At 56.3% G+C, this 26390-nt stretch carries 22 protein-coding genes and 1 tRNA gene; 13 read left to right on the top strand and 10 right to left on the bottom strand.

Going from position 1 to position 26390, the window contains the following annotated elements:
• The first annotated feature begins 250 nt into the window (after nucleotides 1-250).
• The 3 genes from AC2FIM_RS02800 to AC2FIM_RS02790 all read left to right on the top strand — a co-directional run bounded on the left by AC2FIM_RS02800 (nucleotide 251) and on the right by AC2FIM_RS02790 (nucleotide 4358).
• Nucleotides 251-1219, top strand: a complete 969-nt coding sequence (locus tag AC2FIM_RS02800; RefSeq protein ID WP_142633669.1) for a TAXI family TRAP transporter solute-binding subunit — start codon at nucleotides 251-253, stop codon at nucleotides 1217-1219.
• A gap of 101 nt (nucleotides 1220-1320) precedes the next feature.
• On the top strand, nucleotides 1321-3930 hold the full coding sequence (locus AC2FIM_RS02795; RefSeq protein WP_496707788.1) for a TRAP transporter permease: 2610 nt from the start codon (nucleotides 1321-1323) through the stop codon (nucleotides 3928-3930).
• A complete protein-coding gene (locus tag AC2FIM_RS02790) occupies nucleotides 3927-4358 on the top strand; it encodes a universal stress protein (protein WP_271947228.1) in 432 nt (143 codons plus the stop codon). The genes AC2FIM_RS02795 and AC2FIM_RS02790 overlap by 4 nt, the downstream gene beginning before the upstream one ends.
• Before the next feature lies 1 nt (nucleotide 4359).
• On the opposite strand, the gene AC2FIM_RS02785 is transcribed toward AC2FIM_RS02790, so the two are convergent.
• The 3 genes from AC2FIM_RS02785 to AC2FIM_RS02775 are packed head-to-tail and all read right to left on the bottom strand — an operon-like array spanning nucleotide 4360 to nucleotide 8448.
• The gene (locus AC2FIM_RS02785; protein ID WP_496675702.1) at nucleotides 4360-5400 is read right to left on the bottom strand and encodes a lipocalin-like domain-containing protein; all 1041 of its coding nucleotides are present in this window, start codon (nucleotides 5398-5400) and stop codon (nucleotides 4360-4362) included.
• The gene (locus AC2FIM_RS02780; protein ID WP_496675698.1) at nucleotides 5390-7804 is read right to left on the bottom strand and encodes an ABC transporter permease; all 2415 of its coding nucleotides are present in this window, start codon (nucleotides 7802-7804) and stop codon (nucleotides 5390-5392) included. Before AC2FIM_RS02780 ends, AC2FIM_RS02785 begins: the two co-directional genes overlap by 11 nt.
• Nucleotides 7801-8448, bottom strand: a complete 648-nt coding sequence (locus tag AC2FIM_RS02775) for an ABC transporter ATP-binding protein (protein WP_496675694.1) — start codon at nucleotides 8446-8448, stop codon at nucleotides 7801-7803. Before AC2FIM_RS02775 ends, AC2FIM_RS02780 begins: the two co-directional genes overlap by 4 nt.
• Before the next feature lie 160 nt (nucleotides 8449-8608).
• Between AC2FIM_RS02775 and AC2FIM_RS02770 the strand changes: the two genes are divergently transcribed.
• Nucleotides 8609-9043 (top strand): ion channel, encoded by a 435-nt coding sequence (locus AC2FIM_RS02770; RefSeq protein WP_142633682.1) that lies wholly within the window; start codon nucleotides 8609-8611, stop codon nucleotides 9041-9043.
• Here the strand turns inward: AC2FIM_RS02770 and cls are convergent.
• Together cls and AC2FIM_RS02760 are read right to left on the bottom strand one after the other, a co-directional pair.
• Nucleotides 9040-10452, bottom strand: a complete 1413-nt coding sequence (cls, locus tag AC2FIM_RS02765) for a cardiolipin synthase (protein ID WP_496675690.1) — start codon at nucleotides 10450-10452, stop codon at nucleotides 9040-9042. The genes AC2FIM_RS02770 and cls overlap by 4 nt on opposite strands.
• A gap of 59 nt (nucleotides 10453-10511) precedes the next feature.
• Nucleotides 10512-11600, bottom strand: coding sequence for an AI-2E family transporter (locus AC2FIM_RS02760; protein ID WP_496731742.1), 1089 nt, complete (start codon nucleotides 11598-11600; stop codon nucleotides 10512-10514).
• Between the two features lie 147 nt (nucleotides 11601-11747).
• Between AC2FIM_RS02760 and AC2FIM_RS02755 the strand changes: the two genes are divergently transcribed.
• Nucleotides 11748-12611, top strand: a complete 864-nt coding sequence (locus AC2FIM_RS02755) for a YihY/virulence factor BrkB family protein (protein WP_496707789.1) — start codon at nucleotides 11748-11750, stop codon at nucleotides 12609-12611.
• A gap of 121 nt (nucleotides 12612-12732) precedes the next feature.
• Nucleotides 12733-12918, top strand: coding sequence for a hypothetical protein (locus AC2FIM_RS02750; RefSeq protein ID WP_142633690.1), 186 nt, complete (start codon nucleotides 12733-12735; stop codon nucleotides 12916-12918).
• A gap of 2 nt (nucleotides 12919-12920) precedes the next feature.
• Here AC2FIM_RS02750 and AC2FIM_RS02745 read toward each other — a convergent pair whose 3' ends face one another.
• Both AC2FIM_RS02745 and AC2FIM_RS02740 read right to left on the bottom strand, forming a co-directional pair.
• Entirely contained in the window at nucleotides 12921-13637 is a 717-nt protein-coding gene (locus AC2FIM_RS02745; RefSeq protein WP_142633692.1) for an RlmE family RNA methyltransferase, read from the bottom strand.
• Nucleotides 13637-14749, bottom strand: a complete 1113-nt coding sequence (locus tag AC2FIM_RS02740; protein WP_142633694.1) for a Ppx/GppA phosphatase family protein — start codon at nucleotides 14747-14749, stop codon at nucleotides 13637-13639. The genes AC2FIM_RS02745 and AC2FIM_RS02740 overlap by 1 nt, the downstream gene beginning before the upstream one ends.
• 241 nt (nucleotides 14750-14990) lie before the next feature.
• On the opposite strand from AC2FIM_RS02740, the gene AC2FIM_RS02735 reads away from it, so the two are divergent.
• The 4 genes from AC2FIM_RS02735 to AC2FIM_RS02720 all read left to right on the top strand — a co-directional run bounded on the left by AC2FIM_RS02735 (nucleotide 14991) and on the right by AC2FIM_RS02720 (nucleotide 17517).
• Nucleotides 14991-15287, top strand: a complete 297-nt coding sequence (locus AC2FIM_RS02735) for a virulence factor (protein ID WP_142633696.1) — start codon at nucleotides 14991-14993, stop codon at nucleotides 15285-15287.
• Between the two features lie 26 nt (nucleotides 15288-15313).
• Nucleotides 15314-16240, top strand: coding sequence for a methylenetetrahydrofolate reductase (locus tag AC2FIM_RS02730; RefSeq protein ID WP_271948061.1), 927 nt, complete (start codon nucleotides 15314-15316; stop codon nucleotides 16238-16240).
• A 9-nt stretch (nucleotides 16241-16249) separates the two neighbouring features.
• Nucleotides 16250-17311, top strand: a complete 1062-nt coding sequence (locus AC2FIM_RS02725) for a methyltetrahydrofolate cobalamin methyltransferase (RefSeq protein ID WP_271947214.1) — start codon at nucleotides 16250-16252, stop codon at nucleotides 17309-17311.
• A 132-nt stretch (nucleotides 17312-17443) separates the two neighbouring features.
• A tRNA-Gly gene (locus tag AC2FIM_RS02720) sits at nucleotides 17444-17517 on the top strand.
• Between the two features lies 1 nt (nucleotide 17518).
• Here AC2FIM_RS02720 and AC2FIM_RS02715 read toward each other — a convergent pair.
• The gene (locus AC2FIM_RS02715; RefSeq protein ID WP_271947212.1) at nucleotides 17519-18376 is read right to left on the bottom strand and encodes a class I SAM-dependent methyltransferase; all 858 of its coding nucleotides are present in this window, start codon (nucleotides 18374-18376) and stop codon (nucleotides 17519-17521) included.
• 24 nt (nucleotides 18377-18400) lie between these two features.
• Nucleotides 18401-20446: an ASKHA domain-containing protein gene (locus AC2FIM_RS02710; RefSeq protein ID WP_496707790.1), complete on the bottom strand. Its 2046-nt coding sequence runs from the start codon at nucleotides 20444-20446 to the stop codon at nucleotides 18401-18403.
• A gap of 217 nt (nucleotides 20447-20663) precedes the next feature.
• Between AC2FIM_RS02710 and guaB the strand changes: the two genes are divergently transcribed.
• From guaB to AC2FIM_RS02695, 3 genes are all read left to right on the top strand, one after another.
• The gene (guaB, locus tag AC2FIM_RS02705) at nucleotides 20664-22112 is read left to right on the top strand and encodes an IMP dehydrogenase (protein WP_496707791.1); all 1449 of its coding nucleotides are present in this window, start codon (nucleotides 20664-20666) and stop codon (nucleotides 22110-22112) included.
• Nucleotides 22113-22190: 78 nt separating this feature from the next.
• Nucleotides 22191-23348: an RsmB/NOP family class I SAM-dependent RNA methyltransferase gene (locus AC2FIM_RS02700; RefSeq protein WP_281972073.1), complete on the top strand. Its 1158-nt coding sequence runs from the start codon at nucleotides 22191-22193 to the stop codon at nucleotides 23346-23348.
• 106 nt (nucleotides 23349-23454) lie between these two features.
• Complete coding sequence (locus tag AC2FIM_RS02695; protein WP_496707792.1) at nucleotides 23455-25746, top strand: hybrid sensor histidine kinase/response regulator; 2292 nt, start codon at nucleotides 23455-23457, stop codon at nucleotides 25744-25746.
• 4 nt (nucleotides 25747-25750) lie between these two features.
• Here the strand turns inward: AC2FIM_RS02695 and AC2FIM_RS02690 are convergent, their stop codons facing one another.
• The gene (locus AC2FIM_RS02690; protein WP_496675671.1) at nucleotides 25751-26344 is read right to left on the bottom strand and encodes a sulfotransferase family 2 domain-containing protein; all 594 of its coding nucleotides are present in this window, start codon (nucleotides 26342-26344) and stop codon (nucleotides 25751-25753) included.
• Nucleotides 26345-26390: the final 46 nt, after the last annotated feature.

Here is a 26390-nt window from a genome sequence, read left to right as displayed (position 1 = left end):
GGGCAGATGCGCAAGAAAAGCGTCAAAGGCGGGGAAAATTCAGGAGGGCTTGTCAAATCTGAGGATACGCCTGCTTTGGTGACCTGCTGGCCTTGACAAGCTAATGCTCAGAATGAAACCTCTTACGGGTTGGGAGATTCTGAAAAATCAAAGATATGCCTGCTGCATAGCGGGCGTTGTTGCATATCGCAGGGCCATTTATCCGGCGCTTTGATGTGTCTCCCACCAGAAAAATAATGGGAGTTCACTTATGAAAAACAGCAGCAAGCTTAGCCTCGGCGCGGTTGTCACGGCGGCTCTGATGGCGCCTGCGGCCTATGCCGAAGAGTTTATCACGATCGGCACAGGTGGCGTGACCGGGGTGTATTACCCAACTGGCGGTGCAATCTGTCGTCTGGTCAACAAAGGGCGTAAGGAACATGGTGTGCGCTGCTCGGTCGAATCGACCGGCGGTTCCGTGTACAACATCAACACCATTCGCGAAGGCGAGCTGGAGTTTGGTGTTGCGCAGTCCGACTGGCAGTACCATGCCTATAACGGCAGCTCGAAATTCGAAGAGGCGGGCCCGTTTGAAAACCTGCGCGCCGTCTTCTCGGTTCACCCCGAACCGTTTACCGTTGTGGCCCGTGCCGATTCCGGTGTGACCAATTTCGAAGACCTGAAAGGCAAGCGCGTAAATATCGGCAACCCCGGTTCCGGTCAGCGTGGCACCATGGAGGTTCTGCTGGGCGAAATGGGCTGGTCCACTGACGATTTCGAACTGGCGACCGAGTTGAAGGCGGCGGAACAGTCTGCGGCGCTTTGCGACAACCAGATTGACGCAATGGTCTATACCGTGGGTCACCCCTCGGGCTCGATTCAAGAAGCCACCACGGCTTGCGACTCGGTTCTGGTCAATGTCAGCGGCGAGGCCGTGGACAAGCTGGTCAACGACAACTCGTTCTACCGTACTGCTACCATTCCCGGCGGCATGTACCGCGGGTCGGATGGTGATACCGCGACATTCGGCGTTGGCGCGACCTTCGTGACTTCGGCGGACGTGTCGGATGATGCGGTTTATGCGGTTGTCAGCTCGGTTTTCGAGAACTTCGATGACTTCAAAAAGCTTCACCCGGCATTTGCCAACCTTAAGCCCGAAGAGATGATCGCGGACGGCTTGTCGGCTCCGCTGCATCCGGGTGCCGAGAAGTACTATAAAGAAAAAGGCTGGATTCAATAAGCCAGACCTGACGCGGGGTGCCCGTCGGGCGCCCCGCACAAAACCCGTATCAAGCGGGTGATGCAGAAGGCCGCAAATGGCCACGACGGGGAGACATTTTCATGAGTTCCGAGACACAATCGAACCGCCCGCTATCCGAAGAAGAACTACAGGATCTGGTCGCATCTTCAGATGCCGGAGGGCGTAATCCGGTTGGGAATGTAGGCGTTTTCCTTGCGATCGTGGCGGCGATCTGGTCGATCTTTCAGGTCGTACTTGCTTCGCCTCTGGCGAACTATGTGTTGCCCGGCAGCGTGGTTAACAATTCGCGTCAGTTTCACCTGGCCTTTGCGATGTTTCTGGCCTTTGCAGCCTATCCGGCGCTGAAATCCAGCCCACGGGATTATATCCCTGTGCATGATTGGATCATGGGCCTTCTGGGCGCTTTTGTGGCGCTGTACGGATATTTCTTCTACACCAAGATCGTTGATGCCGGAGGGCTGGCAGACGATACAGACAAATGGATCGCCCTGGGTGGGCTATTACTGTTGTTCGAGGCCGCGCGCCGCGCGCTTGGCCCGGCGATGGCGATTATTGCGACGATCTTTTTGGCCTATGTCTTCTTTGGATCATCCGAATGGGTGCCCGAAGTCATCCGCTGGAAGGGCGCCAGCCTGAAAAAGGCGATGAGCCATATGTGGATCACCTCCGAGGGCGTGTTCGGTATCGCCTTGGGTGTTTCGACCAAGTTTGTATTCCTGTTTGTTCTGTTTGGCGCCTTGTTGGATAAGGCCGGGGCAGGGAACTATTTCATCAAGATGGCCTTTGGCGCGCTGGGTCACCTGCGCGGCGGCCCCGCCAAGGCGGCGGTTGTGGGCTCAGCTGCGACCGGTCTGATCTCGGGCTCGTCCATCGCAAACGTTGTGACCACTGGTACCTTCACCATTCCATTGATGAAACGTGTTGGGTTCAGCAGCGAACAAGCAGGTTCGGTCGAGGTCGCCTCTTCGGTGAACGGGCAGATCATGCCACCCGTCATGGGCGCTGCAGCTTTCTTGATGGTAGAATATGTGGGTATTTCCTATGTCGAGGTGATCACCCACGCCTTCCTGCCAGCGGCGATCTCATACATTGCTCTGGTCTATATCGTGCATCTCGAAGCCGTAAAGCGGAACATGCCCACATTGGGCGACCGCGAAGTGAAGCTGGCACGTACCGTGGTTGGTATGTTCTCGTTCTTCATTGTTTTTGCTGGGCTCTGCTATGGCTCTCAATTCCCTGTGGAAGCAGTGACAAATTGGATGCCGAACTCGGCCGGTCTGGTCCTCAGCCTCATCATCTGCGCAATTTACGTGGCGCTGCTGTATCTGGCCGCACAGGTGCCCGATCTGGAACCCGATGACCCGAATGCCAAAGAGGTGACGCTGCCGGTCATTAGCGAGATCTACAAGGCGGGCCTGCACTACCTTCTGCCGATCATCGTGCTGGTCTATTTCCTGATGATTGAACAGAAATCGCCCGGTCTTTCGGCCTTTTGGGCCACGTCCTTGCTGTTCGTGATCCTGCTGACGCAGAAACCGCTGAAGGCGATGTTCCGGGGGCAAAGCAACCTCTACAACGCGTTCATCGACGGTGTCGCGGATCTGTGGCAGGGCATGATCGACGGCGCGCGCAACATGATCGGTATCGCGCTGGCGACGGCCACGGCGGGTGTGATTGTTGGCACCGTTACCCTGACCGGTGTGGGCCAGGTGATGGCCGATCTGGTCGAGTTCCTGTCGGGTGGCAATCTGATCCTGATGCTGATCATGGTCGGTATCCTCAGCCTGATCCTGGGCATGGGCCTGCCGACCACTGCGAACTATATCGTCGTCAGTTCTTTGATGGCCGGTGTGGTCGTGGAGCTGGGCGCGCAGAGCGGGCTGATTGTGCCGCTGATCGCGGTGCATCTGTTCGTCTTCTACTTTGGCATCATGGCGGATGTGACACCGCCCGTGGGGCTGGCCAGTTTCGCGGCTGCGGCTGTATCTGGGGGCGATGCGATCAAGACCGGATTCATCGCCTTCTTCTATAGCCTGCGCACGGTCGCGTTGCCGTTTGTCTTCATCTTCAACACAGACCTTCTGTTGATTGATGTGACCTGGGTCGAAGGGATAATCGTTGCGATATTTGCGACGATAGCGATCCTTGTCTTTACGGCGGGCACGATGGGCTACTTCCTGACCCGCAGCCGGATCTATGAAAGCGTTGCCTTGGTCGCGGTTGCTTTCGCACTATTCCGTCCGGATTACTTTATGGACAGGATTTCACCCCCATATCAGACCGTTGAACCGGCTGCATTCACCGAAACGATCGGGGAAACACCGCCCGGAACCGAGGTGCGTCTGGTCATCAGCGGCCCGGATTTCGACACGCTTGAGATGGTGGATACCACGGTTGTCGTCTCTGTCGGTGACGAAGACGGCGGTCCTGCACGGGTTGATGCGATGGGTCTACTGCTGATCGAAGAGGACGGTCTGATCAAGCTGGAAGAGCCGCTGTTCGGCGCGCCTGTTGCCGATGATCTGAGCATCTTCGACTATTACGGGGATGAGGCCGTGCGCCTGACCTCGGTCAGCCTGCCGTCAAGCCAGCCACCCAAGCAACTGGTCTATATCCCGGCGATGATCCTGTTGGGTCTGATCGCCTTCCTGCAACGCGGCCGTGCCGCCAGACAAGGGGTGCCCGCATGACACGTTCTGTTCTGTGTGCTGTTGATATCAGCAATGGCAAAATTGATGGCCCGGTCCTTCAAAAGGCCGCTGCATTGGCCGATTTGGAGGGGGCGCAGCTGGATGTGGTCAGTGTTCTGCCCGATTTTGGAGAAAGCTGGGTGTCCGGCTTTTTCCAGGCGGATTTCCATGAAAAGGCTTTGGCTGAGGCGCAAAAACAACTGACCGAGCTGTGCGCATCAACATTGGGCAGTGAGCGCAATGAAAAGATCCGCCATGTCGTGGCCACGGGCACGGCCTATCAGGAGATCCTGAAAACCGCAGAAAGCGCCGGATCTGACCTGATCGTCATTGGGGCGCATAAGCCGGACTTCAAGGATTACCTGCTGGGTCCGAATGCTGCGCGCGTCGTGCGGCATTCGACAGTCTCGGTCTACGTGGTGCGATGATCTAATACCCGGTCATTTCAAGATAGCCACGGCCTGAATGGCTGCCTGAGACCGTAACGGGCCCCTCCCAATAGGCAAAGCGGGTTGCCATCCAGGCTTTGGGTGTCAGGGCGCTGACGACAATATCCACCCCGCGGGCGGGGAGTGTAACACGCCATTCAATCGGGATATCCCGGTCAGCGACATGAGCGGTCTGAAGCGGTTCAAATGAAACAGAGCCATCGGCAAGCGCGGTGGTTTCGCCATCCTTGCCGATCCACGTTGCAGAGGTGAAATCCTCAGCCTCTCCGCGCAGGCGAAAGGCCATCAGCTTGTCGCCGCCTTCAAAGCTGAGCGAGAACCAATCCCATCCGCTTTGATCCTCGGCCAAGGGCTGCGAGGACCATTCCCGATCCAGCCAACCCTGTCCGGATACCGCAACATCCCCATCCGGCAGATGCACTGTGCCTGTCAGGTCGAAAAACGGCTGTGAATAGTAATGACTTGCCTGCCCCTGCGTAGACTTGACCGAATACCCGGCATCCCCGTGAAAGACCAAAGGCCCCGTTGCGCGCATTGACAGATCGTATCCGAACTCAGAACCGTTGGCCCTAATCTTCAGCGCATTAAAGTCGGGTCCGCGCATGTACCATTCGTCGATCCAGGCTTCGAATGGGGTGGCGGTTACTCCGGCCTGACCGATACCGCCCCGCGACAGGCGTTCAGCAAAGTAATGGGCAACAGGGGTGGTCAAGGCGGCATGGCCCAACCACAACTGCGGACTTTGCCAGGATTGCTCTTCATAGGGTTTCAGCGCCGAGCGGAACAAAGTCCATTGTACTCCGTAATCGCGCCCGTCTTCTCCTTTCAGGTTCGCGGTCAGATACCACCATTCGATCTTGAAAGTGGGATGGGGACCGTGATCCTGCGGAAAGCTCAACTGATACCCAAGCTGGGGGACGTCGAACCCGTCGGCCTCACCTCCAAGACCGGCAAAGCCCTGCGCCCGAAGTTGGGCGGGCAATAGCAGGGCCAGAATTAGGAACCAGACTTTAGCGTTCATTGGCAAACACTCTTAACAACTCGGCAGGCGGGATGCGCAGCAACCGAATGGCTGGAACCGCAGCGGCGATAACAGCGGCCAGTAAGGTCAGAAGAAATAGATAGAACCAGTCGCTTGGGAATAGGTACATTGGTAACCGCCAGCCAAACGCCTCGACATTGATGACCGTCAGCAACGTCCAGGCCAGAACCAACCCAAGCGGCAAGGCCAGCGCGGCGGTCAGAGAGGCGAGAAGCACGCTCTGCGTCAGTTCAAACCGCGCCAGCTGCGCCCGCGTCAGGCCAAGCGCCCAGACCGGTGCGATCTGTGGAAGCCGTTGCGTCCAAAGCGTCAGCAGGCTGGTCAGAATTGCAAATCCAGCAACCCCGAGCGTCAGGATATTCAGCGCAGAGGTCACCACAAATGTGTCTTCGAAGATTTCCGTGGATCGGGCCTTCATGTCTGCTTGATGAACGACTGCCTGCGGAGGAAGGTCAAATTCCGCCCGAAGCCTTTCGGCAACATCGCTGGCCTGATCAGGGGGCATGCGAACGCCATATCGCCGTTCCTCGGTATTGGGTGCGATGTCTTCCAAAAGCTCCATCGACACGATGGCTTGTCCGGTTGGATTGCCATAATCAGAATAGACCCCTGCAATGACCAGCTTGTGACCCGGGCGGAGCGTGATTTGATCTCCGGGCCACAAATTGGATCTGCGCGCAAGCTGTTCGTTGATCAGAACGGCGGTTCCGGACATCACCTGATCCCATACTCCGGGCACTGAGGCGATCAGCGGCCAGTTTTCTTGATAAACCGGATTGTTCACCACCCCGTAAAGAAACAAGGGGCCGCTTCCGTGCGCCAGCTCGACGTTTCGGATCGGCAAAACGGCGTCGACCTGAGGCAGCAGCCATTTCTTGATGTCCTGCGCCTGTTGTTCGTCGGCTGCGGTTATATACAGTTCTGATGTCAGTCGTTGGTCAAGCCACCCAGTAAATGTCAGCCGGAAACTCGACACCATGGTTCCAACGCCGATATTTGCGGCCAATGCCAACATCAATGCCATCAGGGCCAAAGAGAGACCGGGCAGTTGCGCCTGCATGTCGGCGAATACCCATTGTCTGACTGGGCCGTTCTGTAGCTTCTGAAGTCCGGTTACTGCGATCAGCAAGAGAAACGGTAAAATCAACGCAGAACCCGTCAGGATTCCGGCAACCAGCACGAACCCTGCGACCAAACCGTCGGCCACAAAGATTGAAACGATCCCCAACCCAATCAGGAATACTCCGATCAGAGCCAATCTTTTGGTTGCAGTGTCATCCCCCCGCCAGGCCTGCGGACCCGGGCTGGATAACAGCGGCAGCCGAGCCAATCGGAACAAAGCCTGAGAGCTGGCCAATAGCGTTCCGAACAGGGCCATGGCCAAGCCCGCGAGAACCCAGTGCAGTTGAAGCGAAAGCTGACCTTCAACTGGTGCACCATACAACCCGCGTAGGGTCGATGCCACGTCGGGCAGCAAGGACCCGGCCAGCAGGAAACCCAGTACCAGACCGGCGCCCCCTCCAATCAGGGCCAGCAGCGAAAGCTCGGCCAGAATGATCCATACGATCTGACGCATCGGAACGCCCAGCGCACGTATTGTTCTGATAATTGCTCGGCGCTGTGCAAAGGCCAGCCCGACGGTGCCATGGACGATGAACAGCCCGACGGCAAAGGACAAAAGAGCAAAGGCAGACAGGTTGAGGTGGAAGCTCTCTGTCAGTTGCGCCGTGTCCAATCTGGTCGAGGCTGCAACGCGTGTCAGATCGGGGGCGATCTGCTCAAGCGATGGGATCGCTCGGGGCTGCTCTGGCAAGACGACCAGACGTGAAATCTGCCCCTTTTTGTCAAGCAGCTGTTCGGCAACGCCAATATCGGTAAAGACCAGATCCGGTGGCAGCGCGTCGCTGGACAGGATCGGGGGCAGGTTGCTGGCCTGCTGCAGAATCTGGGCCAGTTCCGGCGCGACCAGTATCCTGCCGGGCGCGGTCAGCATGTCTGCGGGATCAGGCGGCGTATCGCTTTGTTCCAGACGGCTGAGGGCGGGCAGGGGTGGAAAGGCGACCATGTCGACCCCCATGACCTGCAGATTGTGACCGCTATGGCGCCAACGCCCCTCAAGCACCGCGGCGATCTGCCAGCCAGCCCGACGCAAGCTGACATAATGGTCGATCGTCAAATTCCCCGAGGTGGCGCGCAATTCATCGTATTGACCAAATGAGAGTTGATCATTGGCCCGTTGATAGCTTGCCCGCGCCTCGGAATTTATGGCTTGAACTGCCGACCACAGCCCGGTCGCAAGCGCAATGCCGGTCAACAAGGTTAACAGCTGAAGCCAATGGGCACGCCAGTGCGACACCAACGCCTGTATGATGGCCAAAGTCACGAGATAAGGCCGCCGGACAGGCGGACCTGTTGGTCCAGACGGGCTGCTATGTACTGCGAATGTGTCACCAAAAGCAGGGCTGCGCTGGTTTCGGCGACCAGCGTAAGCATCAAATCCAATACATTGGTGCTTGCGACCTCATCCAGATTTCCTGTTGGTTCATCCGCGAGCAAAAGACTGGGGCGCGGCGCAAGGGCGCGTCCGATGGCAACGCGTTGCTGCTGGCCGCCTGACAGGTTCTCGGGAAAGCGGTTCAGCAGGTCCCGCAATCCCAGTTTGTCGGCAAGATGATCGCACCAGTCCGGATCATGTTTACCGGCAAGCCGGGCATGGAAGGACAGGTTTTGGCCGACCGTCAACGACGGGATCAGATTGAACTGTTGGAATACCAGGGCCACACGCTCGCGCCGAAGGGCTGCGCGCCCGGTATCGTCTAGTTTGGACAGGTTGGTTCCGCCCAGTGAGATTTCGCCCGCATCGAATATGTCCAGCGCACCTGCGAGATTTAGAAGCGTGCTTTTGCCACTGCCACTTTCCCCGGTTAGGGCAAGCGTTTGGCCATGGTCCAACGACAGAGATACTCCGTTCAAAATCGGTCGACCGTTTGCATATGATTTATGGACATCAGTTATTTTAAGCAGCATTCATAGGCGCCCTGTATTCTGCCACTCACAATTTGCAGCCGACCGAAGCGGTGTCCAGTTCAATGGCGCTATCGTTTCCATTCGTCGCAGACGCAGGGTTGCCCAATCCTGCAATTGAAGCGATTGTGACGAGACTTAAAAACAGAGGGGATGGGCGCCGGTGACCTTATCCGAGCAGATTATCTGGGGAAGCGTTTATTTGGGTATCTGCTTTTTGATCGAAATTGCCCTGCTGACCTGGTGCATGCAGATCATCCGCGTGATGTCGATCAAACTGGAAAAAAGCAAAAGGTTTGTCACAATCGCCAGTCCGCTCTGTATCGCACTGATTTTTATCGTGATGATCCATACCTTTCAGGTCTGGCTTTGGGCGATTGTCTGGGTCTTTGGGGATGTTCTGGCGGACTGGAATTCGGCGCTGTATTTTTCCTTGGTGACGTTCACTACGCTGGGTTACGGCGACATTGTGTTAGGAGAGGGGCTGCGCATCTTTGGTGCATTTGCGTCGGTCACCGGGCTTTTGGCATTTGGGCTGTCCACAGCCTTTTTGGTCGCGGTCATGTCGCGGGTGCTGCAGGAAGAGTCGATCCTTTAAAGGATTGGTGCGAACAACCGCGCCAGAGGTGAGCCGAACCGAATATAGGCCGGTTGTTCGGGCAAGGTTTTGTCCAGCTCATAGCTGGATTCAAAGTCCATTAGCAGCATGTCGTGAACTGCATGGGCCGCGTCCTTGTCAAAGAACAGGGCCATCGCCTCAAAATTCAGGCGGAAAGAGCGGTTGTCCAGATTGGTGGTGCCAACAGCGGTCAGGGTGTCGTCCACCAGAAATACTTTTTGATGCATGAATCCATCAGTGTACCGGTAGACCCGCGCGCCGCATTCCCTGATCTCGTCGAAATAGGCAAAGGCCGCCAGCCAAGGCAAGCGGTGATCAATCACGTCGGGAACCAGAATGCGAACATCTACCCCGCGCATTGCGGCGTGGCGTAGTGCGGTCATGATGTCGATATCAGGAACGAAATAGGGGGATGCGATCCACAATCGTTCCTTTGCTTCCGTGATTGCAGAAAAGAACATCATGGCGCCGGTTTCGGTTTCGTCCCCCGGACCTGTGGCGACGAGAAGGGCGTTCATGTCCTGATCAGATTCCTGACCCGCCCAGGCCAGTTGATCTATCAGGTCTTCTTGATGCGCCCAGTACCAGTCCTCTGTAAAGATCAGTTGTAGTTGGCGCACGATATGTCCAGTCAGCCTTATGTGTGTGTCCCGCCAATGTCCGAACTTTGCGGACTGACCGAGATATTCGTCGCCGACATTGTGGCCGCCGATAAAGCCGATTTCACCGTCTATGATCACCGTTTTCCTGTGATTGCGATAGTTTAGCTGAAATCGCTGTCCTGGATGACGCTTTTCATGCTGACCGGCAACGTGAATTCCCGCCGCGCGCAGCGACGTGATGTAGCTTGTCGGTAGGCCATAACTGCCTACGGCGTCGGTCATAAAGCGAACTAGCACGCCGCGCTCTGCGGCAGCGATCAGTTTGCTTTGCAGTTGCCGCCCCAATCCGTCATCACGCACGATGTAGAACTGGACAAGCACATAGTCCTGAGCCGCGTCGATAGCCTGAAAGATAGCGTCAAAGGTTGCCTGCCCATCGACAAGCAAATCTGCACCGTTGCCGCGTGATATGGGAAGATGCGCAAGCTCTTCGAAAGGGAGCGGATTGATCGTGATCATGCCCGGATCTGGGCGCGAAAAATCCGCAAAGCTTTTTATCCCTTCGACAACAGTCTCAGCGTGCTTTCGGGCCAGGCGATACCCGCGAAAACGATGATGTCCCAGAAACAAGTACAGCGGTACGCCAGCTATCGGCGCCGAGATCAAAAAGACCACCCATCCCACGGCACCCTGCGGTGTGCGCGCTGTTTGAGCGGCGCGTATCGAAAAGACCGCGGCGGTCAGGTACAAACATAGGACAAAGAGGGAAACAAAGAGTGTCAGCATGGAGGATTCGATCCTGGCATTTTCCTTAGTGTTTCAAGTTGCATTGGGGATTGGCCTGTTCAGACTGTATTCCCCGATGGCGGCCCTTCGTCGCCGAGTTCACCATTCAGGGACATTAAAATTGCGATCGGGCGCAATGCGGGAATATGGCTGAAGATGATCAGGATGCAGACGGTCAGCGGAACGCTCAGGAAGGCTCCGATCAGACCCCAGACCGTAGTCCAGAACATAAGTGCCAGAATGACCAGAAATGTCGACATGTTCAGCGATCGGCCCAGCATGGCCGGGTCCAGAAAATTACCGGTCATGAACTGAAGCGTGCCACAGCCGAAAACTATGATCAGAAACGGCCCGATACTTTCAAATTGAACCAGTGCAATCGCCGCTGGAAACAGAACCGCAATAATTGACCCAATCGAGGGTATGAAATTCAGGGCAAAGGTCAGCACTGCCCATGTCTCGGAATACTCAAGACCAAGGGTCTTGAAGACCACATAGCTGATTCCAGCCGTTATCAGGCTGATAAAGGTCTTCACTCCGACATAACGCTGCAGACTAAAGGAAATCGCGTCCAGAACCAAAGCGAACTCGGCACCGGTTTTAGGGTCACCGGCGGCCATACGGATCTTTTTGCGGAACGCCAGACGTTCGGCCATCAGGAAGGCAACGTAAAGGCTGATGAGGAAAAACTGGTTCAGCAAGGACGTTGCGCTGCCCAGCAACATCCGGGCGACGAAAGACATATCAATGTTGACCAGATTGTCCCTGATGAAGGCCGTGATATCGTTGCCCACAAGGTCGTTTATGCGGTTAACGGCCTCGTCGAACTGGCTTTCATATGTATTGATCGAGCGTGCAAACTGCGTCGCCTGATTGCCCAGAATATACATGATCATGAACAACCCGACCAAAACCACGGTCACTCCAGCCAGGTTAGCCAACCAGACCGGAGCCTTGGTCAGCGCAATAACCCGGTCACTCAGCGCGATGATCAGGACGTTGATCAGCAAGGCCATGGTCAGCGGGATCAGAAAAGCGGAACCTGCATAAAGCCCCAATACGACCAGTGACACGACAATCGCGGTGTCGCGGACAACCGAAAGGCGCAACCTGTTCGGCATGCTTGGGTTCTGGTCGCTGGTTGGCATTTTTCGCCCGGCTTTGTGTAGGTTCCGTTTCGATCCTGCACGGGACAAAGGGATTATGCAATGCAACCAAACATTTGGAGTTGGTTAATTGCGTCCATTCGGGTTTTGCCGGTTCTGGTTCGAATACAGTCAGGGTAGAGTTTTCGGATGACGACAAGTTTGATTCCCCTGACTGGAAGAGTAATTCGAGCCCTTTGGCTGGCCTTGGGTCGATTTGGGGCCAAAAACGGCATGGTCATGAGCAGCCACGTTGCCATGTCCCTGATGCTGGCCCTGTTTCCGTTTGTTCTGTTCACTGTAGCACTGGCTGGTACGCTGTCTCAGGATTATGTCACGGACGAGCTGATCGAACTGATCTTTGGCGCCTGGCCAAAAGATGTCGCCGGCCCGATTGTGGGAGAGTTGCGCTCGGTCCTGGCGGAATCAGGTTCGGGGGTAATCACCCTGGGCGGTTTGCTGGCCATTTTCTTTGCCTCAAACGGCGTAGTTGCGGTGCGGGCAGCCATGAATCAGGCCTATCATGATCATGACGCCTGGCCATTCTGGAAGACACGCTTGCTGTGCCTGGGATTGGTGATTGTTGGCGGGGGGGCCATTCTGGCCATCGCCGCCGTCGAAGTCGTCTTGCCGGTCTACACGCGCCTCGTGTCCGAAAAAACTGACGTCAACGTATCAGACTGGTTGTCTGTGGATCGATTGCGTTGGACCTTTACCGTGGCGGTTCCTGCGGGCACGGTTATCGTTGCACATCTTGTGCTGCCGACGCGCCGCCATCGGCTGTGGCAGATCCTTCCGGGCGTTGTTCTGACACTTGCTCTGTGGGCGATGGGCGGTTGGGGCTTTTCGATCTATATCGGACAGTTCGCCTCGTACAGCGCTACTTATGCTGGTCTTGCGGGGGCGATGGCTGCGTTGATTTTCCTGTATCTATGCGCGGCCATCCTGATTCTGGGCGCTGAATTCAACGGCGCGCTGATGGATTTGCAGGATCAAAGTAACGGACAAACCTGAAGGGCAGGGTGGCTGGGGCTGTAAAATAGCAATTCAAAGCCCGGTTTGCGTCATGAAATCGGCACTTTTCTTACCAAAACTGCATGGGACTGTGACCCCATACGCATCAAGGTGAGGCCTCATGACCAAACTGCCCGAAAGCGCGAAATCGCAAAATCCATCGTCGCTGACCCGGCGGATTGAAGAATTACGGGCCAAACCGGCGACGGATATCAGTCACGGTGAGGCATTGTTGTTGCAAGGAAACGCAATATCTTCGCTGCGTGAACAGCGCCTTGCGCGTTCTCTGGCTGACTTCGCAGATTAACTTCAGCCGCGAAATCCTGTTGCCACAACGAATTTTTCCGAACTGTCGGCGCGGGATGCCGGTGGTTTAACATGCGCTACCTTGTCAAACTTCTGTTTCAGAATCTTCTGCAGATCCCCTTCGGCTCCTCCGGCCAGAACCTTGGCGACAAATGTGCCGCCCTGTTCAAGCACATCAAAGGCGAAATAGGCGGCGGTTTCGCACAAGGCCATGATCCGCAAATGGTCGGTTTGTTTATGCCCCGAGGACGCAGCAGCCATATCTGACATCACCACGTCAGCTTTGCCACCCAACCAGTCTTTGACCTTCTGGTCGGCATCGTCCTCCATAAAGTCCAACTGGTGAACCTCGGACCCGGCCACCGGTTCGACCTCTTGTATGTCGACACCCAGAACAGTGCCGATTTTCTTACCGCTTTTCTCACCCAATGCATTAACGCGCTGGACCGCAACCTGCAGCCAGCCGCCTGGGGCGCAACCCAGATCGACGATGCGCGCACCTGGAACCAGGAAGCGAAATTTATCGTCCAGTTCCAATATCTTGAAAGCCGCACGCCCACGATAGCCTTCGACCTGCGCGCGCTTGACATAGGGGTCATTCAGCTGACGTTCCAACCACCGGGTCGAGCTGATTTTGCGCCCGCGGGCGGTTTTGACCTTAACCTTCAGGTCGCGCTGCCCGCGGCCCGAATTGTTTTTGCCAGTAGGTGTCTTCGCCATCAGAACGGTCCGTCTTCCAATACACCGTCCGCGCTCATCTGCGCATAAAGCAGGCCTTCGCGCAGCCCCCGGTCCGCCACTGAAAGACGGTCGGTTGGCCAACATCGTAACAAAGCCTGCAATATGGCCGAGCCGGACATGATCAGGGCCTGGCGGTCATCGCCGATACGCGGATCTCTCCGCCGCCCCAGTGGGCCGAGTTCTAGATACCCGCGTATCACTTTGTCAATCTGATCGCTTGTCATGCGCAAACCGTCTACCTTGGTCCGGTCATACCGCTTCAATCCCAGATGTGAGGCTGCGACTGTCGTAACCGTGCCACTGGTGCCGACGATCTGAAAACCTTCGCGGGCTTGTTCATCCTTATAGGGCGCAAAATCGGCCAAGTTTTCTTCGAAAAACCAGCTCATCAAAGCAAACCGCGCCGCATCATCTTCGACATCATGGAACTGATCGCGCAGCGTCGCAACGCCGAGGGGAACACTGATCCAATCCACAACCTTGGCTGCAGGAAACGGGCTATCTGTTGTATGAAATCCATTATGCAGACGCATAATCGCCGCCGGGCGATCCCGACGCGGAAGCGAGGATATGTCGATCCAGACAAGCTCTGTCGAACCGCCGCCAATATCCACAACCAACAACTGTTCTGTCTTAGTGGACACCAGCGGGGCACAGGATATTACGGCCAGGCGCGCTTCTTCCTCGGGCTGGATGATCTCAAGCGTCAACCCGGTTTCACCCTTTACCTGGCGAATGAATTCACGTGAATTTTTTGCACGGCGACAAGCCTCGGTTGCGACTAGACGCATCCGCTTGACCTTGTTGCGTTTCAGTTTTTGCTGGCAAATGCGCAACGCCTGAATGGTGCGCGCCATCGACGACCGAGACAAGCGCCCCGTCCGCTCTAAGCCCGCGCCCAACTGCACGGATTTAGAAAAACTGTCCACCACATGAAACCCGCTGCCCTTGGGCTGGGCAATTAACATGCGACAGCTATTTGTTCCCAAATCCAGCGCGGCATAAAGCGCATCAGGATCGGGTCTTGCCGGCGCGGGGCTTTCGACCGCCTTCGGGAACGCGCCCGCACCTTTGGGACGCTTGGGCGCCATCTTCAACGCCCTCCGATTTACGAGTTACCCCGACCATAGGTCGGCCTTTTGGTTCGTGCAAGATACTCATTAAAGTGATGAGAATTTCGAGGTGCGGTTTACAGGAACAATTCGTTAGAAGCCGTGTATCCCGTTGTAGGTGAAAACGTCGTTTGAAATGCGCCTTGTGTCGAAAATCGACCGACCTGCGACCACATTGAAGTTTAGAACCGGTCCATCTGGTTAGGAGGAATCAAAGCAGATGCCTGACGTCACCATCGTATACTGGCGCGACATTCCCGCCCAAGTCATCGTCGGCAAGGGCCGCCGGGGCGCAAAACGGCAGTTGGAAGAACGGTTCGAGCAAGCCATTGACCGCGCTGCCATGAAGGTGAACGCCAAGGACAGCGATGCCTATCTGGCCGAATGGCGCAAGGCCGCGCCTTTCGCGGTTGAGGGCGATCCGTCCGAAATTGCCGAACAGCAGGCTGTGCGTTTGGAAACGGAATATGATCAGGACCGTATCAAGGCTCTGATCGCCAATGACGGTTGGGCATGAGCTCGAAATCTATATGGGAGGCCGCTATGGCTTTGCTGAACTTCAAGAAACGTGATGCCGCCGAAAACGGTCCGGTAAATCCAACCGTCGAAGCCTTCCTGCAGGGCTATTCGATTGAGGTGATGCCGCGCACCGCCGAGAAGGTCGAGGATTTTCGCGCTTTGTTGCCTGAAGGCACACGCGTCTATATTGCCCATATCGAAGGCACTCCGATCGAAGACATGGTCAAGACCGCCAAGCGCATCGCGGCGGACGGCTATCCTGTTATGCCGCATTTCCCGGCGCGGATCATTAAAGACACGGCGACGCTGGAAAACTGGATTTCCATGTACCAGGGTGAAGCAGGTGTGGATCAGGCGCTGTTGCTGGCCGGTGGTGTCGCGAATCCTCATGGTGATTTCGACAGCTCGATGCAGCTGCTGGAAACTGGTTTGTTCGACAAGGCCGGGTTCAAGCGTCTGCACGTCGCGGGCCACCCTGAAGGCAACAAGGACATCGACCCTGACGGATCGACCAAGAATGTTGACGACGCGCTGCGTTGGAAACAGAAGTTCTCTGAGACCACAGATGCCGAAATGGCGCTGGCCACTCAGTTTGCCTTTGACGCCAAACCGATCATCGCCTGGGCCGACAGCCTGAAAGAGGCGGGGATCGACATTCCGGTTCATATCGGCATCGCCGGTCCGGCCAAGCTGCAAACGCTGATCAAATTCGCCATCGCTTGCGGCGTTGGCCCGTCACTGAAGGTCCTGCAAAAGCGCGCTATGGATGTGTCCAAGCTGCTGCTGCCTTATGAGCCCACGGATGTGATCACCGAATTGGCCAACCACAAAGCAGCCAACCCTGATTTCAATATCACAAACGTACACTTCTTCCCGCTTGGTGGCATCAAGACAAACGCCAACTGGGCCATCAACAACGGCGGCGCTTCGGCAAAGCCTGTAAACTCCTAAGGATCGGACATGACCCGTACAGTCGTAGAATCAAAAACAAAAACCGCCGTCCTGGGCTTTGACGAACCGTTCTGCGTGATCGGTGAGCGGATTAACCCGACAGGCCGCAAGAAACTGGCGGCGGAACTGGAAGCAGGCGATTTTTCGACCGTTGAAAAGGACGCCATCGCGCAGGTAGCTGCTGGCGCGACCGTTCTGGATATCAACGCGGGCGTTGTCTACAACTCGAACCCCAACCCGAACGAGACCGAACCGCCGCTGATGCGTAAGATCGTTGAAATGGTGCAGGGGCTGGTCGAAGTGCCGCTGTGTATCGATTCATCGGTTCCGGGAGCTCTGGAAGCGGGTCTTGAGGCGGCAGAGGGCCGTCCTCTGTTGAATTCGGTCACGGGTGAAGAAGATCGTCTGGAGCTGGTTCTGCCGCTGGTCAAGAAATACAATGTCCCTGTGGTGGCGATCTCAAATGACGATACGGGGATTTCGGAAGATCCCGATGTGCGGTTCGAAGTGGCCAAAAAGATTGTCGAACGGGCCGCTGATTTCGGCATCCCGGCCCATGACATCGTGGTCGATCCGCTGGTGATGCCTATCGGCGCAATGGCAACTGCCGGTCAGCAGGTGTTTGCTCTGGTTCGTCGTTTGCGTGAGGAACTGGGCGTGAACACCACTTGCGGGGCGTCCAATGTCTCGTTCGGTCTGCCGAACCGCCATGGTATCAACAACGCCTTCCTGCCAATGGCTATGGGCGCCGGCATGACCTCAGCGATCATGAACCCGGTGGCTCTGCCGGTTGGTCCCAAGAAACTGGCCGAGAAGAAGGCTGAAGTTGAAGCAAAGGGCATCATCCTGCCTGCGGACATGGATGATGAGACCTTCTGCCAGCTGTTTGGCCTGGGTTCGACCTTGCCGCGCGCCGGTAAAGAGATGGAGGCCATCCGCGCCGCCAACTTGCTGACCAATAACGATCCGCATGGCGGGGCTTGGATCAAATTCAACAAAGCCCCCAGCGAAGCCGGTGCCGAAGGAACTGGAGGTGGTCGTCGCGGCGGTGGCCGTCGCCGTCGCGCATAAGCGTTATAAAACAACATGCTGGCCGGGTCTTTTGATCCGGCCTTTTTTGTCTTCGCCGTCGCAAATAGCCTGACGGTTTGGATCAAAACCGCTTGAACCTGATCTTGTACCAGTGATATTCAGCTAGCAGCGGCGGGTATGATGTAATGGTAGCCTGTCAGCTTCCCAAGCTGAACGCGCGGGTTCGATTCCCGCTACCCGCTCCATTCAGTTCGATCGACGCGCTTGGTACAGGTTTATCACCGCCGGGATGTGCAGGCCGGTTTCGGATGTGAACTGGGCGAATTCCTGACAGACCTCGTGCTGGATTGCTGCTGCGTCCTGTTCGGTGCCTTCGAAATGCGCGATGGTTCGCGCGGCGGGGCCGACGCGGGTGCACAAGGCGGCTATTTCCTCTGACCCGCCAGCGCCGGGCAGGTTTAGGGAGATGGCTTGGGCCTGAATGTCCGACAGCCCCGCCTGTTGCATCATGCCGGTGACGTGATCCAGATCGTGAAACGCCAGCGGACCCGGCGCATAACGATCTACCCGAGGCGGCTGCCCAAGGCGTTTTACCGCAGCAATATGGGGTATTTTGAACCACGGGTTGTCATCCAATGGCCCCCAAGCTGCAAAGGTCATCTGCCCGCCGGGTTTAAGTGCGCGGGCGATATTGGCGAATGCAGCAACCGTATCGTCAAAGAACATCACGCCGAACCGTGAAATCGCGGAGTCCAACTGATTGGCAGGAAACCCGAATATCTGCGCGTCAGCATGTTGGAAGCTGATGTTGCTCAGCCCGTTTTCCGAGGCTCGGGCGCTGGCACGATCAAGAAACGCTTGCGATATATCGGCGGCCAGAACATCGCCATCCGGCCCGACCAATCGCGCGGCTGCAAGAGAGCTTTCGCCAGTGCCACAGCCGATGTCGAGCACATGCATTCCTAGTTTAAGCTGGGCATTCTCCAGCACAAGGTCCAGAACCGAAGCCATCAGTTGATCCAACTGATCCTGATATGTCAGCCATTTGGCTCCGGATTCGGATTTTCCCCAGTATTCTGCCTGTTCCTCATTCACCGACTGCATCGTACCCCTCCGTGGTTGCCGCGACTATGACCTCCGGCGACGGCGGCGGCCAGAGTTTTCCTGATCTCCACCACCGGTGTTGAACGAGGGCGCGGGCAGGGTCGTCACTTTTGCCAATTCCGGGAATGGATCCGTCTTGTGGGGGATCGCGTTCGCTGCCACGAAATGATCCTGAAACTTGGGCTCGATGGCAGTTTCAACCTTGGTGATTTCGCGTACTACGCGTTCAATTTCACTCCGCGATCCGATATTGCACAGTGCGATCCGGGCACCTGTACCGGCGGCGTTGCCCGCGCTTGAGACCTTGTTCAAGGGCGCATCTGGGATCATTCCCAGAACCATGGCATGTTTGGTCGAGATATGCGCGCCGAAGGCACCAGCAAGAACAATGCGGTCGACAGTATCCACGTTCATTTCGTCCATCAAAAGCCGCGCGCCTGCATAAAGCGCGGATTTTGCCAGTTGAATCGCGCGAATATCGCCCTGAGTGACTGTGATACGTGGGCCGCCTTCGGCGCTTGCGTCGTGGATCAGATAGGAATGGGTGCGCCCCTCGGGGACGTTGCGTGATGTGCCCGTTTGTTCTGCGGATCCGATCAGGCCGCTTTCATCCAGCAAACCCGCCATACGCATTTCCGCCACCGCTTCAATAATGCCTGATCCACAGATGCCGCTGATGCCAGTGGTTGCGATGTCTTGATCAAAACCCTCTTCATCCGACCATTTCTCGGACCCGATGACGCGAAAACGGGGTTCTTTAGTGACAGGATCAATCTCGATCCGTTCAATCGCACCGGGGGCGGCACGCTGACCAGAGCTGATCTGCGCGCCTTCAAAGGCCGGGCCGGTCGGTGAGGAGCACGCCAGAACCCGGCTGGTATTGCCCAGCAAAATCTCGGCATTGGTGCCTACATCTACGATCAGAACCAGATCTTCGGATTTGCCGGGCTCTTCCGACAAGGCAACCGCCGCACAATCCGCACCCACATGACCCGCAATGCAGGGCAGGATGTAGACCTGCGCACGTGGGTTCATGTTGGTCAGATCCATCTCGCGCGCGGGCAAAGACATGCTTTCGGACGTAGCCAAGGCAAAGGGCGCTTGGCCCAGCTCGACCGGATCCAGCCCAAGCAGCAGATGGTGCATGACCGGGTTACAGACGAACACCGTTTCGACAATCAGGTTAGCGTCAATCCCGGCCTCATCCGCGATGGATGTTGTCAGATCGTTTATCGCTTCGCGAACGGCTCGGGTCATCTCTTTGTCGCCGCCGGGGTTCATCATCGAATAGGACACGCGGCTCATCAGGTCTTCGCCAAAGCGGATTTGGGGGTTCATAAGGCCCGAAGATGCCTTGACCTCGCCTGTGTCCAGATCGGTCAGGTGAGCTGCAATCGTGGTAGAGCCGAGGTCGATGGCCAGACCGAAAAGTCCGTTCTCGTGCAATCCAGGCCAGATTTCCACGATCCGTGCGACATCGTCCTTGTGACCTTTATGCACCGCAACGGTGACCTCCCACTTACCCTTGCGCAATATAGGCTGCAGTTTGGACAACAAGGAAAGATCAGCGGTTACGGCGTCGACGTTCCATTGCTCGCGCAGCGCGCGTTCCAGACGTTCCAGATCGCCGGTTGGTGAATGCATGTCGGGTTCTTCTACCGCAACAAAATAAAGCCGGGTGGCCGGATCCATTGTGATGGTGCGTGCTGTGGCGGCCTTGCGTACGACCTGACGGTGCACCTGGCTTTCTGGTGGCACGTCGATCACCACATCCCCCTGAACCGTGGCCTGACATCCAAGACGGCGGCCGGGTTTCAATCCGCGCTTGTCGTCATAGCGCTGTTCAACCGCGTTCCATTCGCTTAGTGCACCGTCGGCTACGGTCACGCCGTGCTTGGGAAACTCGCCATAGCTTGGCGTGATCTGGCATTTCGAACAAATCCCGCGTCCACCGCAAACGGAATCCAGATCCACACCCAGTTGCCGTGCCGCAGTCAGAACCGGAGTGCCTACGGGAAAGTGCCCGCGTTTGCCCGATGGGGTAAAGACAACAAGAGGGTCGGTGGTCATGATTGGCCTGCCTTTTATATTCGCGCCTATGTCGGGCAAGATATGGTTTTGTACGCAAAGGGAAAGGCCATTCAGCGGCACGTTTTGTGTGCGTTGCGTCGTTTTTTGCCGCAGCACCGACCAGCAGGTAAAAACTAGTTTATGTCGGGGGCTTTTCCTTAGATGCAATCCATGCAATAGGGTCACCGTCAAACGGGCTTTTGCATGGGGTTAACAGATGCAGATTCGTGAGGCACTCACCTTTGACGACGTTCTTCTGGTTCCGGGCGCATCTTCTGTGCTGCCGGCCACGGCGGATACGACCACGCGCGTGACGCGGGAAATCACCATGAACATCCCACTGCTCAGCTCGGCGATGGACACGGTGACCGAGGCGCGCATGGCCATCGCCATGGCGCAGGCGGGCGGCATCGGCGTGGTTCACAAGAATCTGACGGTGGATGAACAGGCCCGCGAAGTGCGCCGGGTCAAACGGTTTGAATCCGGTATTGTTTACAACCCGGTGACACTGCGGGTGGATCAGACGCTGGCGGACGCCAACGCGTTGGTGCAGCGTTATAACTTCACCGGCTTTCCCGTGGTGGACGAAGAAGGCCGCGTGGTCGGTATTCTGACCAACCGTGATATGCGTTTTGCGACCTCGGATGATACGCCGGTTCACGCGATGATGACCTCGGACAATCTGGCGATGCTTCAGGAACCCGCCGATCTGGAAGAGGCCAAAAGCCTGATGCGCGCGCGTCGGGTCGAAAAGCTTCTGGTTGTGGACGGGGCGGGCAAGCTGACGGGTCTGCTGACTTTGAAAGATACCGAACAGGCGGTGCTGAACCCAACGGCCTGCAAGGATCGGCTGGGCCGGTTGCGAGTCGCGGCAGCGACGTCGGTTGGTGACTCTGGTTTCGAACGATCCGAACAACTGGTGGATTCCGGTGTCGACATTATCGTTGTAGACACCGCTCATGGGCATTCTCAAGGGGTGCTGGACGCGGTGAAGCGGGTCAAGACCCTGTCGAACGAGGTGCAGATCATTGCCGGTAACGTCGCCACTGGGGACGCAACCAAGGCGCTGATCGACGCAGGCGCGGATGCCATCAAGGTGGGGATAGGGCCGGGTTCGATCTGTACTACGCGGATGGTTGCCGGTGTGGGCGTGCCGCAGCTGACTGCGATCATGGATTGCGCCGCGGCCGCCGGCGATGTGCCGGTTATCGCAGATGGTGGTATCAAATTCTCGGGCGATTTTGCCAAGGCGATTGCTGCGGGTGCGTCCTGTGCCATGGTTGGCTCAATGATCGCCGGAACAGATGAAAGCCCGGGCGAAGTGATCCTGTATCAGGGCCGGTCGTTCAAATCTTATCGCGGCATGGGCAGTCTAGGCGCGATGGCACGCGGCTCTGCGGATCGCTATTTCCAGAAGGATGCCGCCAGCGACAAGCTGGTGCCCGAAGGGATCGAAGGGCAGGTGCCTTACAAGGGCTCGGCCAGCGCGGTTGTGCATCAACTGGTCGGCGGCCTGCGCGCAGCCATGGGTTATACCGGCTGCGCCACGGTCGAAGAGATGCGAAAGAACTGCAACTTCGTCAGAATCACAGGGGCTGGCCTGAAGGAGAGCCATGTGCATGACGTGCAAATCACACGCGAAAGCCCGAATTATCGAGTGATGTAAATTGCCGGAACCTGAACTGCGGCGCCCCGGTGAGGGCGCCGCTTTGCGTTTTTGCCCTGCACTATAACGGAGAATGAAATGACCCCCGCCGCACGTGTTCAGGCCTCCATCGAAATTCTTGATCAGATTCTTTCGGGTGCCCCGGTCGAAAAGGCCCTGACAGGTTGGGCGCGGCGAAGCCGTTTCGCCGGTTCCAAAGACAGGGCTGCTATTCGCGACCACGTGTTTGGTGCTTTGCGGTGCAAAAGGTCATTTGCGGCGGCAGGTGGGGTGGAAACCGGTCGGGGGTTGATGATCGGCGCGATGCGCATGCAAGAAGTCGATCTGGATCAGATATTCAATGGCGAAGGGTACGCTCCGGCCAGTTTGGAAGAACACGAACAGGCTAAACCATGTGAATCCGACGCCCAGAAATACGACATACCGGAATGGCTTTGGCCAACCTTTCAAGAGTCTTTGGGTGATTTGACCCTTCCAGTGGCCGAGGCATTGCGCGCTCGGGCCCCGGTTCATTTGCGGGTCAATCTGATTAAGTCGAGTGTCGATCAGGCGGTCTCGGTCTTGCTGGCGGACGGCATCCAAGCGAGGCCACATCCCGCTTGTTCGACCGCACTCGAAGTTGTCGAGGGCGAGCGGAAAATCTCAGGAAGCCGTGCCTATACTGATGGGTTGGTCGAACTGCAGGATGCGGCGAGCCAGGCCGTGGTTGAATCATTGGACTTAAACCCCGGCATGCGGGTTCTGGATTATTGTTCCGGCGGTGGCGGCAAAGCCTTGGCCTTGGCCGCGCATCACGGTGTAGATGTGTTCGCGCATGACGTTAATGCGGCGCGAATGCGTGATTTGCCCGCCCGGGCCGAGAGAGCGGGTGCACAGATAACACTCCTGACCAATGACGAGATCTCTGCGCAGGCACCATTCGACATTGTGCTGACGGATGCCCCCTGTTCAGGCAGCGGATCCTGGCGTCGCGCCCCGGCGGGAAAATGGTCTCTTACACAAGATGGACTGAACCGGCTTACGGAAACGCAGCGGACGATCCTAGATGATGTCGCGCCTTTGGTGGGGCCAGCGGGTGTTCTTGCCTATGCAACATGTTCCTTGCTCGAGGTCGAAAACGGTGCAGTGGTCGATGCGTTCGTGGCGGCGCACCCCGAATGGACCGAGACGTTTCGCAAAACGTGGTATGTATCACACGGTACTGACGGGTTTTTCACGTCACACTTGACGCGGTAGTTGGCGGACAAATAGCAACCTAAAGGAGAATTGCTCACTTTGTTAATTAAGTGGGCGTTAACCCTTTTGCGTTGGGTTACACCTAGCCCGGCAAGTTGAGTATTTAATGTCCGATACCGCAGATTTCTATTCTGACCCAAAGTTACGAAATTCACCAAGCGGTTTGCGTCTAGCACCATTGGTTGCGATAGGGGTGTTGCTGTCACTGCTGCCGCTGGCAGAAATCATTCCCCAAGCCTGGAATCTCGGCCTTGTGGTGGCAGGTGTGTCTTTGCTTGCTGCATCACTGTTGGTCGTGGCGAGGGCGCTGATTTCCGACGACTCGGTACGTCGTGAGCTTAGGGTTATGGAGGTTTTTGCCGAAGAAGAGCTGTACCCCTGCGCGATTGCCAATGCACAGGGTGATGTTCTGATTTGCAATTCTCATGCCCGGGCTCAGCTCCATGTTTTTCCCGGCAACCGGCTGGATGAAGGTCTAAAGTCTATTTTTGCGAACCCGTCGGCAATTTTGCTGCGCCTACAGTCTTTGGCCGAGATCCATGGCCGTGCAAGAGAAGACGTTGTCACTTTAGAGACAACCGTACCGATTTCTGTTCTCGGTGTTGGGAAAAACTTTTTCTTTTGGCGGTTTCATCTGGATGGAACAGGTCAGTGGGATGCTGTGCCTGTGCCCATTTTGACTGAAGGCAGAAACGGAGCATTGCTGCGGATCAACGGGGCGGCGGAACAAATCCTGGGGCAACGACCCGACAACCTTGCACAGGTTCTGACTGGCGCGCAGCCCGAATTGGGTGAGGTTGTGCAGGTACAGACGGCACAGGGGCCAATTCCGGCTACGATGGCCGAACTGTCTCGGTCGGGAACCACGCGCGATTTGCTTGTTCTACCGCTTGATCGTGCACAGGAAAGTGGAATTGGCGCGTCATTTGTGGATCTTCCGGTCCCGGTAATGACCCTGTCTCCCGACGGGAGCATCCTTGAGGCCAACAGGCTGGCAACGCGTCTTGTCGGAAACATAGAGCCCGGAGAATCCAATGTTGTGCATATCATGCATGGTCTGGGGTATCCGGTTCTGGACTGGCTGACGCTGGCTTCAAATGAGGGCGCCGTTTCACGATCTGAATTCCTGAGGCTGACACGGGAAGACCGCGAGATATTCGTACAGGTCACATTGAAACGTGTGCTGAGCGAGGGAGAAGTCAGACTGATTGCGGTTCTGAATGATGCTACCGAACTCAAGACTTTAGAGGCGCAATTTGTGCAGGGACAAAAAATGCAAGCCGTTGGCCAACTGGCTGGGGGTGTAGCGCATGATTTCAACAATTTGCTAACGGCGATTTCCGGACATTGCGATCTTCTGCTTTTGCGGCACGACCAGAATGACCCTGACTACGGGGATCTTGTACAAATCAATCAGAACGCAAACCGTGCTGCAGCTTTGGTGAGCCAACTGCTGGCCTTTTCGCGCAAACAGACTTTGCAGCCGGAAATCCTGGATCTCAGAGATACGATCTCAGACCTTATTCATCTGCTAAATCGTCTGGTCGGAGAAAAGATTAAGCTGACACTCAGCCACGATCCCGTTCTGAAAGCGGTTCGTGCGGATAAACGCCAGCTAGAGCAGGTGTTGATGAATCTTGTCGTAAATGCCCGCGATGCAATGCCTGAAGGTGGTGAGGTCAGGATCGAAACCGAAGTGGTCGTGCTGACAGAACGCTTCACAAGGGATCGCGCTACGGTACAACCTGGTGAATACGTCACCGTCAAAGTCATTGATAGCGGTACGGGGATTGCCCCCGATAAGCTACAGAAAGTGTTCGAGCCTTTCTTTACAACCAAACGCACGGGTGAGGGGACAGGTTTGGGCCTGTCGACTGTCTACGGAATTGTAAAGCAAACCGGCGGTTTTATTTTTGTCGACAGCATTCAGGGGAGAGGGACCGAGTTTATTGTGTACCTGCCGGTTTCAACCGCCCCCAAAAAAACCGAGGCAGCGCCTGCGCAATCCCCTGAGAATCCAACGGTTCGCCAGGGTGAGGGTGTCGTGCTGCTGGTCGAAGACGAAGCCCCGGTTCGGGCCTTTGCGACCCGCGCACTGAGGTTGAAAGGCTACACTGTGCTCGAGGCCGATTCGGGAGAAGAGGCTCTGAGGCTTCTCGAAGATGGCACATTGAATGTTGACGCATTCGTCACCGATGTGGTCATGCCCGGATTGGATGGTCCGACCTGGGTTCGTATGGCTAAGCAGAACAGGCCAGATGTCCGGGTCATATTCATGTCTGGATACACAGAGGGTGCGTTTGGCGATTCCGGACCAGAGATTTCCGATTCAACTTTCCTGCCCAAACCATTTTCACTAAACCAACTAACCGAAGCTGTTTTTCAGCAGATCAATTAGGGTTTCAAAGTGCCGAGGCGTGGCAATCGAATTCCGCGGAGTGGGTATTGCGGAACTTGGTCAATGTCTCTGCGCCCAGTGTTAGGTCTCGTGTGAGTGACACGTTTTCGCGTTGCAGCCGGATATCCATATTCAAGCGGTTTTGCAGGAAATCGAGAATTTTGTCCTGGTTTTCATATTTGAAGACATGGGTGGCGCCACGCCCGTTGTTGCGGGTGCGAAAAAATTGGCTCTGACTGCCGACATCGGCAAATTCAGGTCGGGGTGTGCGCATATAGGCCTGGACGAAATCATCAAAGCTCAGGTCATGTGTTGAATGCGGGTGGTCAAGACGCTCTTGGCGGCCGCGAAACCTGTACCAACTGCCCAGCCAATCGACCGGTTCACGAACAACCGCCATGATTTCCATCTCAGTATCGTACATTTTACGGAAAATGTTCTGGAAAAACCGATCATACCGGCGGACAGGTGCGTGTTTCAGATCTGGCGGATCGGTGACAACCAGATCGGCACGGTCCCGCAAAGCCGTATGATAAGCGGTGCTGCCGGTTTTTGGGACAGCCAGAAACGCAAGGCGTTCTTCATAAAAAACAAGCATTTATTCGTCCATCGGCAGTAATTATCTCCAGCTCAGATTGGCGTAA

The sequence above is a fragment of the Ruegeria sp. CDSC052 genome, assembly GCF_059610685.1.
The sequence above is the reverse complement of the archived record's forward strand: the minus strand, read 5'-3'. Positions and strand labels throughout refer to the sequence as shown.